The following is a 12,658-nucleotide window of genomic DNA, read 5'->3' as shown; positions in this document are numbered from 1 at the left end:
CCGCACACTTTATCGCACCTTTATGAAATGTAGATGACAAAACATGACAAACATACAAATTCACATTCCCGGCTTCCCCCGCATCGGCTCGGCGCGCGAACTCAAGACGGCGCTCGAACGCCACTGGCGCGGCGAACTGCCGGCCTCCGCACTGGAACAAACGGGCCGCGCGCTGCGCGCCCGGCACTGGGCCTTGCAGCGCGAAGCCGGGCTGGACCACGTGACCGTGGGCGATTTCGCGTTTTACGACCACGTGGCCAACCACATCCAGCTGCTCGGCTGCGAACCGGCCCGCTTCGGCTTCACGCCGCAGCAGGACGCATTGCAGCGCTACTTCGCCATGGCGCGCGGCGACACAGGGCACGCCGCCCATGCCGATTGCGGCCACGGCCACGCCTGCCAGCACGGCGCGGCACTGGAGATGACCAAGTGGTTTGACACCAATTACCACTACTTAGTGCCCGAATTCGCGGGGGATACGGCATTTTCGCTGCACGCCGAGCGCTTGCTGGCGGAAGTGGCGGAAGCGCGTGCGCTGGGCCATCCGGTCAAGGCCGTGCTGCTGGGCCCGCTCACCTTCCTGTGGCTGGGCAAGGAAAAAGGGGCATCCGGTTTCGACCGCCTGGGCCTGCTGGACCAGCTGCTGCCGGTGTATGGCGCGCTGCTGGCGCAACTGAAGCACGCGGGCGTGGACTGGGTCCAGCTCGACGAACCCATGCTGGGCCTGGACTTGCCGTCCGCCTGGCGCAACGCCTTCGAACCGGCTTACTGGCAGCTGAGCCAGGCCGGCGCGCCGCTGCTGCTGGCCACCTATTTCTCGCCGCTCGAGGAAAACCTGGGCCTGGCCTGCCGCCTGCCTGTCGCTGGCCTGCACGTGGACGGCGTGCGCGCCGCCCACGAACTGACCAGCGTGGCCGACTGGCTGCCCGGCCACAAGGTGCTGTCGGTCGGCATCGTCGATGGCCGCAACGTGTGGCGTACCGACCTCGACGCGGCGCTGGCCGTGCTGCGCCCGCTGCGCGACAAGCGCACCGGCCCACTGTGGCTGTCCACCTCGTGCTCGCTGCTGCACGTGCCATTCAGCCTGGAACAGGAAACCCAACTGGACCCGGAGATCCGTTCCTGGCTGGCGTTCGCCACGGAAAAGCTGGCTGAACTGGCCGTGCTGCGCGCCACCCTGGCCGGCGCCGACACTACCGGCGCGCTGGCGGCGGCGCGGGCCGCCGTGGCCAGCCGCCGCGCCAGCCCGCGCGTTCACAACACCGCCGTGGCAGCCCGCCTGGCCAGCCTGACACCAGAACAGGACCGCCGTGCCAAGCCGTTCCCGCAGCGCCAGGCCGTGCAGCGCGAACGGCTGGGCCTGCCCGCCTTCCCCACCACCACCATCGGCTCCTTCCCGCAGACGGCCGAGATCCGCGCCGCGCGCGCGGCCCACAAGCGCGGCGAGCTGGACGCGGCCGGCTACGAACGCACCATGCTGGCGCAGATCGCCGACGCCGTGCACCGCCAGGAACTGCTGGGCCTGGACGTGCTGGTGCATGGCGAAGCCGAGCGCAACGACATGGTCGAGTATTTCGGCGAACAGCTGGACGGTTTTGCCTTCACCCAACATGGCTGGGTGCAATCGTACGGCTCGCGCTGCGTCAAGCCGCCGCTGATCTATGGCGACGTGGCCCGGCCCCAGCCGATGACGGTGGCCTGGACCGCGCACGCCCAGCGCCTGACGAAGCGCCCGATGAAAGGCATGCTGACGGGGCCGGTGACCATCCTGCAATGGTCGTTCGTGCGCGACGACCAGCCGCGCGCCACCACGGCGCGCCAGATCGCGCTGGCCATCCGCGACGAAGTGGCGGACCTGGAACAGGCCGGCATCGCCATCATCCAGATCGACGAACCGGCCCTGCGCGAAGGCTTGCCGCTGCGGCGCGCCCGCTGGGACGACTACCTGGACTGGGCCACGGGCGCGTTCCGCCTGACGGCGGCCGTGGCGGCGGACCATACCCAGATCCACACCCACATGTGCTATGCCGAGTTCAACGACATCCTGCCCCAGATCGCGGCCATGGACGCGGACGTGATCACGATCGAGACCAGCCGCTCGGACATGGAGCTGCTGGCCGGCTTCGGCCAGTTCCAGTACCCCAACGAGATCGGCCCCGGCGTGTATGACATCCACTCGCCGCGCGTGCCGGACACGCAACAGATGGTGCGCCTGCTGCGCAAGGCCAGCTCGGTGATCGCGCCCGACCAACTGTGGGTCAACCCCGACTGCGGCCTGAAGACGCGCGGCTGGGAGGAAACGGAAGCGGCCCTGCGCAACATGGTGGCCGCCGCCCGGCTGTTGCGTGAGGAGCAAGCAGCACTATAGTTGCCGGCGGGGTTGCCCATCCCGCGCACCATAGCCCGGCTGACTGGTGACAGGTTAATAACCTATCGGGGGGTTCGAATCCCCCTCTCGGCTCCTATGCCGGAAACTTTGGCATCGCGGCGATGGGCAACACCAGCGTATCAGGGTCGGAAGGCAATGCCTTGAACCCGTACTGTGCATAGAACGACGCGGCACCTTCCTTGGCGTCAACGAAGAGCGCGAACCCGCCCACGTTCTCGGCAGCGCGCTGCGCGCGCTCCATCGCTTCCAGCAGCAGATAGGTGCCCAATCCCTGGCCTTGATGCTCTTTGGCCACCGCCAATCGCGCCAGGGTATAGCCCGGTACATGGCGAGGCAATTTCTTCTGCATTGCTTCCGGCAGGTCTTCTTTCCGAACCAGGCTCCGCATGGCCATGCTGAAAAATCCTGCCACCTGCGTGGCGTCCCGTTCATCGGGATGGACGAAAGTCCTGGACATGCCGCCTTTTTGGTGTTGCATGGCGATATCCCGAAACCAGCGATTCAAGTCCGCATTGCCGCAATCAAACGCTTTCGTGTCGTGCGTCTTGTCCAGCGCTACGATTTTCTTCGCCATATTTTTCCTTCATGTAGCGTTCGAACGCACGTGTCAGGGCCGCGTTGGGCGCGGGCGGGTTATCGAGCAGCTCGAGTAACATGGCAGCGTCATCTTTCGATATGTGTATCGCTTTTTCCCGATCGATGACCCGGTGCGCCTCCTTCAGCGCCGCTTGTACGACAAAGTTATTCATCGTCGTCCCAGCCAAATCCGCCGCTTCATGCAATAGTTCAGCCACCGCACTTGAAACGCGCGCGGTGATTCGCCCTCTTTCTTGCGTTGCACTCATTTCAAACTCCAGATTTGTTAGACATCGCCCCACGCTCGCCCGCCGCAGGCAAGTCCATTGTAAGGCAGCCGGTGCCAGATTGACACCACGCGCGCCTATCGATAGCGAATGTTGCAATGTCGCCAGCTCCCGCCGGCCGCAGGCCGCACGACGAAAACCGGCGCGCAAGCCGCACCATCAGCCGCTTTGATGTTGTGCGCACCCTCCCATTTCCGGGCTTTCCACAGTAAAATGTGTGCGCTTGCGCATGCGCGCGGGCTAACTCTTACCCTGTCGCCCATGTCCAACAGCCTGTTCCAGAAGCCTATCGAAATCAAGATTTCCACCGTGGTCGCCGTGTCCGCCATTCTGTCCACCGCGGACCGCATCGCCCTGGGCGCGGCGCTCAACGACATGACGGGCGGCTCGGCCGACTTTTTCGAAGATGACCTGACCGTGATCGACATCGGCGCGCTGCCGCCCGGCGGCGAGGCCATCGACTGGGACGCCATCATCGCCCTGCTCAAGAAATACCGGCTCAATCCCGTGGCCGTGCGCAACGCGCCGCCCGAGATGGCGGCCGCCATCCTGGCCCATGGCCTGAGCCTGGAAACGGCTGCCAAGCCGCGCAAGGAGGCGGAAGCGCCAGCGGCCGTGGCACCGGCGCCCGCGCCGGCCGCGCCCAAGCCCGCGCCCGCCCCGGTGGCGGCCCCGGCCACGGCCGTCGTCAGCCCCGGCACCCTGATCATCGACACCCCGGTGCGCGCCGGCCAGCGCATCTACGCGCGCGGCTGCGACCTGATCGTCACGGCCGTCGTCAACAATGGCGCCGAGCTCATCGCCGACGGCAGCATCCACGTCTACAACACCCTGAACGGGCGCGCGCTGGCGGGCGCTTCCGGCAATGCCGACGCCCGCATCTTCGCCATGGCCATGGCACCGGAATTGCTCTCCATCGCCGGCGTGTACCGCACCTTCGAGGACGGTTTCCCGGCCGAGTTTTCCCGCGTGCCAGCGCAAATTCGCCTGGTGGGCGACCGAATCGATATACTACCTGTCAACTCCGTATCCCGCGCTTAAGCACTGGGCTCTCTGAAAAGGATTATTTGTGGCAAGAATTATTGTTGTAACGTCCGGTAAGGGCGGTGTCGGTAAGACGACTTCCAGCGCCAGCTTCTCCACGGGGCTGGCCCAGCGCGGCCACAAGACGGCCGTGATCGACTTCGACGTGGGCCTGCGTAACCTGGACCTGATCATGGGCTGCGAACGGCGCGTGGTCTACGACCTGATCAACGTGATCAACCAGGAAGCGTCGCTGACCCAGGCCCTGATCAAGGACAAGCACTGCGACAACCTGTTCATCCTGCCCGCGTCGCAAACGCGCGACAAGGATGCGCTGTCGGAAGATGGCGTGGAACGCGTGCTCAACGAGCTCATCAACATGGGCTTCGAGTACATCATCTGCGATTCGCCGGCCGGCATCGAGCACGGCGCGCTGATGGCGCTGACTTTCGCCGACGAGGCGATCATCGTCACCAACCCGGAAGTGTCGTCCGTACGCGATTCGGACCGCATCCTGGGCATCCTCCAGGCCAAGTCGCGCCGCGCCCAGACGGGCGGCGAGCCGGTCAAGGAACACCTGTTGATCACGCGCTATTCACCGAAGCGGGTGGAGGCGGACGAGATGCTGTCGCACGAGGACGTGCAGGAAATCCTGCGCATCCCCCTGATCGGCATCATTCCCGAGTCGGAGTCGGTGCTGCATGCTTCCAACCAGGGCAATCCGGCCATCCACTTCAAGGGCACGGACGTGGCGGAAGCCTACGAAGACGTGGTATCGCGCTTCCTCGGCCAGCAAATGCCGCTGCGCTTCACCACCTACGAAAAGCCCGGCCTGCTGCAGCGCATTTTTGGGGGCAAGTGACATGGCTCTGCTTTCCTTCCTGTTTCCGTCCAAACCCAAGACCGCGTCGGCGGCCAAGGAACGGTTGCAGATCATTATCGCGCGCGAGCGCAACGGCCGCGGCGGGCCCGACTTCCTGCCGGCCCTGCACCGGGAACTGATCGAGGTGATTTCGAAATACACCAAGGTCAACGCGGACGACATCAAGATCTCGCTGGACCGCCAGGGCAACCTGGAGGTGCTGGACGTGAACGTGGTGTTGCCGGACGCGTAATCCCCTCAGTTGGCGGCCGCCATGCGGCCCGCCAGCAGTTGCTGCGCCACCTCGGCGCACGCTTCCACGTGCTGGTAGCCGAGCTGGCGGAACACGGCGAAGCCGATCGCGGCCGAGGCCAGCTGGCCGGCGATGGGCACCAGCTTGCCCGCCTGGCGTGCCAGCAGCTTGCCGCCGCTGCGGCGCAGCACGGCCGTCACCAGGTCACGTGTGACAATTTTTCCCACCAGCATGCCGCCGGCGCCCATGGCCGCCTCGTAGGCCAGCATGCGCCATTGCGGCTGCAAGCGGGCGATCTGTTCGGCGGAGAGGCCGAATTCCTGGTTCACATCCTCGATCAGCAGCGCGAACAGGCGCAAGTCCGTCACCACGTCCACGCCCGGAATCGGCACGGCCGCCATGCCGGCCGACCACACGGCGCGCCGCCGCACCAGGCGCCGGCAACGCTCGCGCACAGCCGCGATGTCGCGCGCCGAACCGGGCACCAGCACCCATTCCGACTCATTGTTGCTCGCCATTACGCCCTCCTGCGGACTTGCTTCACGCCATGTTGCATATTGAAATCAGGGTGATGTAAGTGTACCGTGTAATCGTGCAGGAGGCGCGCGAACTGAAAATAGTTATATCCAATCGGAAATATTTAGCTTTTTTACTAACTATTTTTGTAAATCTCTGTTATATTCAATGTGACTTCTCCTTAACATTTATTGACGGGTGGCCAACGATGGCGCCGCCGCCCCATCACACCCTGCACAACCATGCGAATCGCCGTACTTGACAACGACCGCAGCCAGGCCGATCTGATCTGCCAGGTTCTCACTTCCGCCGGTCACGCCTGCCACAGTTTTCAGACCAGCCGCGAGCTGCTCAATCACTTGCGCAAGGACAGTTACGATATGCTCATCATGGACTGGCAGGTGGCCGACCTGAGCGGCACCGAAGTCATGCGCCGCGCGCGCGAGAAGCTGCCCGACAACGCCCCCGTGCTGTTCCTCACCACCACCTCGGGCGAGGATGACATCGTGGCCGGCCTGGCCGCCGGCGCCGACGACTACATGATCAAGCCGCTGCGGCGCAGCGAGCTGGTGGCGCGGGTGCAGGCGCTGCTGCGGCGCGCCTACCCGTCCCAGAACGGGGCCGAACAATTGCAGTTCGGACAATACACGTTCGAGACCCGGCCCGGCCGCCTGCTCAAGGATGGCATCGTGCTGGACGTCACGCACAAGGAGTTCTACCTCGCGTTGTTATTTTTCCGCAACATCGGCCGCCCCCTGTCGCGCGCCTACATCCACGAAGCCGTGTGGATACGGGAAACGGATGTGCCCTCGCGCACCATGGATACCCACGTCTCGCGCGTGCGCAACAAGCTGCAACTGAAGCCGGAAAACGGTTACCGCCTGGTGCCCGTGTACAGCTACGGCTACCGGCTGGAAAAGCTGGGCGCCTGAGCCGGCACGCCGCTCGCTGGCGGCTAGCCTATAGTGCGTAGATCAAGCTCCTCCGGATGACAGGGGCGCCCCCCGGGCGGAATACGGACACAACACGCTATAATGTCGGCTAACAATCAATCGTCCCGCTCCGAAATGCAACTGCTTGCCGTCGGCCTCAACCACAACACCGCGCCGGTCGCCTTGCGCGAACGGCTGGCGTTCGCGCCTGACCAGTTGGGGCAGGCCGTGGTGGCGGCGCGCGCCTGGTTCGACCGGCTGGCGCCGAGCGGCACGGACGAGGCAGCCATCCTGTCGACCTGCAACCGCACGGAACTGTACGCGGCCAGCCCGGCGCCCAATCCGCTCGACGCGGGCGCCCACTTCCTGGCCGACTTCCACCAGCTCAACTACAGCGAACTGCGGCCGCACCTGTACATGCTGCCCCAGCACGACGCCGTGCGCCACACGTTCCGGGTCGCCTCCGGGCTCGACTCGATGGTGCTCGGTGAAACCCAGATCCTGGGCCAGATCAAGGACGCGATCCGCACGGCCGACGAGGCCGGCGGCCTGGGCACCTATCTGCACCAGCTGTTCCAGCGCAGTTTTTCCGTCGCCAAGGAAGTGCGCAGCACCACCGAGATCGGCGCCCACAGCGTGTCGATGGCGGCCGCCGCCGTGCGGCTGTCGCAGCGCATCTTCGACAAGGTGGCCGAGCAGCACGTGCTGTTCATCGGCGCCGGCGAGATGATCGAGCTGTGCGCCACCCACTTCGCGGCCCAGAATCCGAAAAGCATCACCATCGCCAACCGCACGCTGGAACGCGGTGAAGTGCTGGCCCACCGCTTCGGCGGCAAGGCGATCCGGCTGGCCGAACTGCCCGACAAGCTGCACCAGTACGACATCATCATTTCCTGCACCGCCTCGTCGCTGCCGCTGATCGGACTGGGACTGGTGGAACGGGCCATCAAGGCGCGCCGCCACAAGCCCATCTTCATGGTCGACCTGGCCGTGCCGCGCGACATCGAACCGGAAGTGGCGCGCCTGAACGACGTGTTCCTGTACACGGTGGACGACCTGGGCAAGGTGGTGCAGACGGGCCTGGAAAACCGCCAGGCGGCCGTGGCCCAGGCCGAAGCCATCATCGAAACCCGGGTCCAGTCCTTCATGCACTGGATCGACGACCGCGCCGTGGTGCCCGTGATCCAGAGCCTGCATGAAAGCGGCGAAGCGCTGCGCCAGCTGGAACTGGAGCGCGCGCGCAAGATGCTGGCCAAGGGCGAGGATATCGACGCCGTGCTGGAAGCCCTGTCCAAGGGGCTGACGGCCAAGTTCATGCACGGGCCGCAGCAGGCGCTGCACCGCGCCCAGGGCGACGAGCGGGCCCAGCTCGCCACGCTGCTGCCCCAGCTGTTCCGCGGCCGCCGTTAGCGGCCTTGCCGCGCCGCCCCGTCCGGCCCTGCGGCCGCGACCACCGGCCCCGTGCCGGTCCCTCCCCGAATTTCTTGAGATGCATACGCTATGAAACCATCAATGCTGGCCAAGCTGGACCAACTGGCCAACCGCCTGGCCGAACTCGACGAACTGCTGATGTCCGAAGGCGCCACCGCCAACATGGACAGCTACCGCAAGATGACGCGCGAACACGCGGAGCTCGGCCCGCTGGTGGCGCTGTACCACGACTACCAGAAGGCCAACGGCGACATCGCGGCGGCCCAGGAGATGCTGGCCGACCCCGACATGAAGGAGTTCGCCCAGGACGAGATCGAGGCGGCCAAGGCGCGCATGGCGCAGCTGGAACTGGAACTGCAGAAGATGCTGCTGCCCAAGGACGCCAATGACGACCGCAACATCTTCCTGGAAATCCGCGCCGGCACCGGCGGCGACGAGTCGGCCCTGTTCGCCGGCGACCTGCTGCGCATGTACACCCGCTTCGCCGAGCGCAACCGCTGGCAGGTGGAGATGGTGTCCGAGTCGCCGTCCGACCTGGGCGGCTACCGCGAAGTGATCGTGCGCCTGATCGGCCATGGCGTGTATTCCAAGCTCAAGTTCGAATCGGGCGGCCACCGCGTGCAGCGCGTGCCGGCCACGGAAACCCAGGGCCGCATCCACACCTCGGCCTGCACGGTGGCCGTGATGCCGGAGGCCGACGAGGTGGAGGACGTCAACATCAACCCGGCCGACCTGCGCATCGACACCTTCCGCGCCTCCGGCGCCGGCGGCCAGCACATCAACAAGACCGATTCGGCCGTGCGCCTGACCCACCTGCCGACCGGCATCGTGGTCGAGTGCCAGGACGACCGCAGCCAGCACAAGAACAAGGCGCAGGCCATGAAGGTGCTGGCGGCCCGCATCAAGGACGTGCAACTGCGCGAGCAGCAATCGAAGGAGGCGGCCACCCGCAAGAGCCTGATCGGTTCGGGCGACCGCAGCGAACGCATCCGCACCTACAACTTCCCGCAGGGCCGCATGACGGACCACCGCATCAACCTCACGCTGTACAAGCTGGACTTCATCATGGACGGCGACCTGACGGAGCTGACCAACGCGCTGGCCGCCGAGCACCAGGCCGAGCAGCTGGCCGCGCTCGGTGAGTAAAGTCAAGCAGGTCAAGCAGGCGGCCCCGGCCGCCACTGCCCGCAATACTTTATGCGAGAATAAGCGCGCCGCGCGGCGCCACGACCCTGCGGCCAAGACAACCAACCGGAACGGAACCGCCACATGATTTCTACGCGCACGCTGCTGCTGTCCATCGCCATCGCCTGCTTCGGCCTGATCGGGGTCGCCCTCTACCTGCAACACGGGCTGGACATGCTGCCCTGCCCGCTGTGCGTGATCCAGCGCTACCTGTTCCTGGGCGTCGCCTTCAGCTGCCTGCTCGGTGCGTGGTCCGGCAAGACCATGCTGGGCGCGGGCCTGGGCCTGGCCAGCGCGCTGGGCGGCCTGGGCACGGCCGGCAAGCACTTGTGGGTGCTGGCCCATCCGGGCCTGTCGTGCGGCATCGACCCGATGGAAACGGCGCTCAACAAGATTTTCCTGGCCGAATACCTGCCCTCCATCTTCCGCGCCGACGGCCTGTGCGAGGACGCGCTGGCGCCGTGGTTCGGCCTGTCGATTCCGCAATGGTCGTTCCTGTGGTTCGGCCTATTCGCCATCGCGCTGGGCTGGCTGCTGTGGCAGCAACTGCGCCGCCGCCGCGCATGAGCACGGCTGACATCCGGGCCGCGATCCGGCCCGGCATCACGCTGGCCGAACTGCAGCGGCTGCCGCTGCTGGACGCGGTCGACCGCCGCATCCTGCTGTGCCACGCGCTGGGCCTGTCGCGCGTGAGCCTGATCACGCAATCGGAGCGGGCGCTGACGCCAGACGAGGCGCAGCGGCTGGCCACACTGGTGCAGCGCCGGCTCGCTGGCGAGCCGGTGGCCTACCTCACCGGCCAGCGCGAATTCTTCGGCCTGCCGTTTGAAGTGAGCCCGGCCGTGCTGATTCCCCGGCCGGAGACGGAACTGCTGGTGGAACTGGCGCTGGAACGCTTGCCGCCGCAAGGCAGCGTGCTCGACATGGGCACCGGCAGCGGCGCCATCGCCGTCGCGCTGGCCCACAGCCGGCCCGACGCGGCCGTGACGGCGCTCGACGTGTCGGCCGACGCGCTGGCCGTGGCGCGCCGCAACGCCAGCACCAACGGCGCCCGCGTCACCTTCCTGCAAAGCGACTGGTTTGGCGCGCTGGCGCACGAACGCTACGACCTGATCGTGTCCAACCCGCCCTACATCGCCAGCGGCGACCGCCACCTGGACGAAGGCGATTTGCGCTTCGAACCGGCCGGCGCGCTGACCGACCATGCGGACGGGCTGTCGGCGTTGCGCACCATCGTGGCCGGCGCCGCGCGCCACCTGGCGCCGCAAGGCTGGCTGCTGATGGAGCATGGCTACGACCAGTCCGCGGCCGTGCAACAATTGTTGCGTGCTCAAGGCTACACCGAGGTGCAGAGCTGGGCCGACCTGGCCGGCATCGCGCGCGTCACGGGCGGGCGCGCGCCCTGAGCAGGCGCATGCGCATTTGAAAACGCGCTGACCGCGCTTTGATAAAATAAACATCAATCTTTGCAGTGCTGGCGGTGCGGCGACCCGGTCCCGATCAAGGGTGCGCCTGCCGCTTTTGGCGGTCCCCGGCGCGGTTTGCCGTTTTCGGTTACTCTCGCACCCATCATTGTGTGCTGCACAGAAAGGAAGATCCAATTGTCCAATCTCTTGACACGCCGCCTGGCCCTGCTGGGACAGGACACGCACCGGGCGGTGCTGACCGGCCTGCGCGGCATCGAACGGGAAACGCTGCGCGTGGACGCCACCGGCCACCTGGCCCGCACGCCCCATCCGCAAGCGCTGGGCTCGGCCCTGACGCATCCGCAGATCACGACGGATTACGCGGAAACGCTGCTCGAATTCATCACGCCGGCCGAAGCCGACATCGCCACCACGCTCGTCAAGCTGGACGGCATCCACCGCTACGCCTACAGCAAGCTGGGCGACGAACTGCTGTGGAGCGAGTCGATGCCGTGCCAGTTGCCGGCCGAGGAAGACATCGCCATCGCCTGGTACGGCAGCTCCAACATGGGCATGCTCAAGCACGTGTACCGGCGCGGCCTGGCGCTGCGCTATGGCAAGGCCATGCAATGCATCGCCGGCATCCACTACAACTACTCGCTCTCCGAAGACTTGTGGCGCGTGCTGGCCGAACATGAAGGCAAGCCGGCGCGCCAGTCCGCCATGGCCTACCAGTCGGAAGCCTACCTGGCCACGATCCGCAATTTCCGCCGCTACAGCTGGCTGCTGATGTACCTGTTCGGCGCCTCGCCGGCGCTGTCGAGCAGTTTCCTGCGCGGCCGCCCGCACAAGCTGGAACGCCTGTCGGACGACACGCTGTACCTGCCCTACGCGACCAGCCTGCGCATGAGCGACCTCGGTTACCAGAACGACGCCCAGTCCGGCCTGTCGCCGCGCGAGAACTGCCTGGACAGCTACGTGGCCGCGCTGACCAAGGCCGTCAACCAGCCCTACGAACCATACGCCAAACTGGGCACCAAGCAGAACGGCGAATGGGTGCAGCTGAGCACCAACGTGCTGCAGATCGAAAACGAGTACTACGCCACCATCCGTCCCAAGCGCGTGATCCGCACCGGCGAGCGTCCGATCCAGGCGCTGTGCTCGCGTGGCGTGCAATACATCGAAGTGCGCTGCATGGACGTGGACCCGTTCGAGCCGGTGGGCATCAGCCTGCCAACCGGCCGTTTCCTCGACACCTTCCTGCTGTTCTGCGCGCTCGAGGAAAGCGGCCCGATCTCGGAACAGGATGGCGCGCGCTACACGGACAACTTCGCGCGCACCGTCAAGGAAGGCCGCCGTCCCGGCCTCATGCTCAACAACAGCGAAGGCGAAATCAGCCTGCAGCAGTGGGGCCGGCAGATGCTGGAACGGCTGGCGCCCGTGGCCGCCCTGCTGGACCAGCGCCACGGCGGCGGCGAGCACGCGGCCGCGCTGGCCGACGCGGCCCGCAAGCTGACCGACCCGGACCTGACGCCATCAGCCCGCGTGCTGGCCGCGCTGCGCGACCATGGCGGCTCGTTCGGCGCGTTCGGCCTGGCGCAAAGCCAGCGGCACGCGGCCTACTTCCGCAACCCGGCGCCGTCCGCGGCCGAGGCGGCCTATTTCGACCAGCTGGCCGCCGCCTCGCTGGCCGAGCAGGCCGAGATGGAGCGCACCTCGACCGGCAATTTCGACGACTACGTGGCGGCCTACCGCGCCAGCAACCTGTGCCACTCCACGCCGGACTGCGACTGACGCC

At 66.2% G+C, this 12,658-nt stretch carries 13 protein-coding genes; 10 read left to right on the top strand and 3 right to left on the bottom strand.

The features are described 5' to 3' along the window. The first annotated feature begins 43 nt into the window (after positions 1 to 43). Positions 44 to 2,368, top strand: coding sequence for a 5-methyltetrahydropteroyltriglutamate--homocysteine S-methyltransferase (gene metE, locus H3H36_RS06070; protein WP_182215203.1), 2,325 nt, complete (start codon positions 44 to 46; stop codon positions 2,366 to 2,368). A gap of 94 nt (positions 2,369 to 2,462) precedes the next feature. On the opposite strand, the gene H3H36_RS06065 is transcribed toward metE, so the two are convergent. Together H3H36_RS06065 and H3H36_RS06060 are read right to left on the bottom strand one after the other, a co-directional pair. After that, entirely contained in the window at positions 2,463 to 2,963 is a 501-nt protein-coding gene (locus tag H3H36_RS06065; protein ID WP_182215201.1) for a GNAT family N-acetyltransferase, read from the bottom strand. After that, a complete protein-coding gene (locus H3H36_RS06060; RefSeq protein ID WP_182215199.1) occupies positions 2,911 to 3,234 on the bottom strand; it encodes a type II toxin-antitoxin system TacA family antitoxin in 324 nt (107 codons plus the stop codon). Before H3H36_RS06060 ends, H3H36_RS06065 begins: the two co-directional genes overlap by 53 nt. 279 nt (positions 3,235 to 3,513) lie before the next feature. On the opposite strand from H3H36_RS06060, the gene minC reads away from it, so the two are divergent. From minC to minE, 3 genes are read left to right on the top strand one after another with little or no spacing between them, the layout of a single operon-like run. After that, on the top strand, positions 3,514 to 4,293 hold the full coding sequence (minC, locus tag H3H36_RS06055) for a septum site-determining protein MinC (protein WP_182215197.1): 780 nt from the start codon (positions 3,514 to 3,516) through the stop codon (positions 4,291 to 4,293). A 28-nt stretch (positions 4,294 to 4,321) separates the two neighbouring features. Next, positions 4,322 to 5,137, top strand: a complete 816-nt coding sequence (gene minD / locus H3H36_RS06050) for a septum site-determining protein MinD (protein ID WP_182160771.1) — start codon at positions 4,322 to 4,324, stop codon at positions 5,135 to 5,137. A gap of 1 nt (position 5,138) precedes the next feature. Next, positions 5,139 to 5,390 (top strand): cell division topological specificity factor MinE, encoded by a 252-nt coding sequence (gene minE, locus H3H36_RS06045; protein WP_173594320.1) that lies wholly within the window; start codon positions 5,139 to 5,141, stop codon positions 5,388 to 5,390. A gap of 5 nt (positions 5,391 to 5,395) precedes the next feature. Here minE and H3H36_RS06040 read toward each other — a convergent pair whose 3' ends face one another. Further along, positions 5,396 to 5,908 carry a hypothetical protein gene (locus tag H3H36_RS06040; RefSeq protein WP_182215195.1) on the bottom strand — a complete coding sequence of 171 codons (513 nt, stop codon included), beginning with the start codon at positions 5,906 to 5,908 and terminating at the stop codon, positions 5,396 to 5,398. A 240-nt stretch (positions 5,909 to 6,148) separates the two neighbouring features. Between H3H36_RS06040 and H3H36_RS06035 the strand changes: the two genes are divergently transcribed. From H3H36_RS06035 to gshA, 6 genes are all read left to right on the top strand, one after another. Next, positions 6,149 to 6,838 (top strand): response regulator transcription factor, encoded by a 690-nt coding sequence (locus H3H36_RS06035; protein WP_182215193.1) that lies wholly within the window; start codon positions 6,149 to 6,151, stop codon positions 6,836 to 6,838. A 135-nt stretch (positions 6,839 to 6,973) separates the two neighbouring features. Continuing rightward, a complete protein-coding gene (gene hemA / locus H3H36_RS06030) occupies positions 6,974 to 8,248 on the top strand; it encodes a glutamyl-tRNA reductase (RefSeq protein ID WP_182160774.1) in 1,275 nt (424 codons plus the stop codon). 90 nt (positions 8,249 to 8,338) lie between these two features. Then, positions 8,339 to 9,415 (top strand): peptide chain release factor 1, encoded by a 1,077-nt coding sequence (prfA, locus tag H3H36_RS06025; protein WP_182215191.1) that lies wholly within the window; start codon positions 8,339 to 8,341, stop codon positions 9,413 to 9,415. Positions 9,416 to 9,538: 123 nt separating this feature from the next. Further along, on the top strand, positions 9,539 to 10,021 hold the full coding sequence (locus H3H36_RS06020; RefSeq protein ID WP_182215189.1) for a disulfide bond formation protein B: 483 nt from the start codon (positions 9,539 to 9,541) through the stop codon (positions 10,019 to 10,021). Continuing rightward, positions 10,018 to 10,860 carry a peptide chain release factor N(5)-glutamine methyltransferase gene (prmC, locus tag H3H36_RS06015; protein WP_182215186.1) on the top strand — a complete coding sequence of 281 codons (843 nt, stop codon included), beginning with the start codon at positions 10,018 to 10,020 and terminating at the stop codon, positions 10,858 to 10,860. The genes H3H36_RS06020 and prmC overlap by 4 nt, the downstream gene beginning before the upstream one ends. A gap of 195 nt (positions 10,861 to 11,055) precedes the next feature. Beyond that, entirely contained in the window at positions 11,056 to 12,654 is a 1,599-nt protein-coding gene (gshA, locus tag H3H36_RS06010; protein ID WP_182215183.1) for a glutamate--cysteine ligase, read from the top strand. Positions 12,655 to 12,658: the final 4 nt, after the last annotated feature.

Source organism: Rugamonas fusca (assembly GCF_014042365.1).
In the GTDB taxonomy this organism is placed as follows: Bacteria; Pseudomonadota; Gammaproteobacteria; order Burkholderiales; family Burkholderiaceae_D; genus Rugamonas; species Rugamonas fusca.
Note: the sequence above shows the minus strand (reverse complement) of the source record. Positions and strands in the feature narration are given on the sequence as shown.

What these genes read in the sequence shown, in the direction of transcription:
- metE (WP_182215203.1), top strand. Translation starts at nt 44, where the DNA reads ATGACAAACATACAAATTCACATTCCCGGCTTCCCCCGCATCGGCTCG.
- H3H36_RS06065 (WP_182215201.1), bottom strand. Translation starts at nt 2,963, where the DNA reads ATGGCGAAGAAAATCGTAGCGCTGGACAAGACGCACGACACGAAAGCG.
- H3H36_RS06060 (WP_182215199.1), bottom strand. Translation starts at nt 3,234, where the DNA reads ATGAGTGCAACGCAAGAAAGAGGGCGAATCACCGCGCGCGTTTCAAGT.
- minC (WP_182215197.1), top strand. Translation starts at nt 3,514, where the DNA reads ATGTCCAACAGCCTGTTCCAGAAGCCTATCGAAATCAAGATTTCCACC.
- minE (WP_173594320.1), top strand. Translation starts at nt 5,139, where the DNA reads ATGGCTCTGCTTTCCTTCCTGTTTCCGTCCAAACCCAAGACCGCGTCG.
- H3H36_RS06040 (WP_182215195.1), bottom strand. Translation starts at nt 5,908, where the DNA reads ATGGCGAGCAACAATGAGTCGGAATGGGTGCTGGTGCCCGGTTCGGCG.
- H3H36_RS06035 (WP_182215193.1), top strand. Translation starts at nt 6,149, where the DNA reads ATGCGAATCGCCGTACTTGACAACGACCGCAGCCAGGCCGATCTGATC.
- hemA (WP_182160774.1), top strand. Translation starts at nt 6,974, where the DNA reads ATGCAACTGCTTGCCGTCGGCCTCAACCACAACACCGCGCCGGTCGCC.
- prfA (WP_182215191.1), top strand. Translation starts at nt 8,339, where the DNA reads ATGAAACCATCAATGCTGGCCAAGCTGGACCAACTGGCCAACCGCCTG.
- H3H36_RS06020 (WP_182215189.1), top strand. Translation starts at nt 9,539, where the DNA reads ATGATTTCTACGCGCACGCTGCTGCTGTCCATCGCCATCGCCTGCTTC.
- prmC (WP_182215186.1), top strand. Translation starts at nt 10,018, where the DNA reads ATGAGCACGGCTGACATCCGGGCCGCGATCCGGCCCGGCATCACGCTG.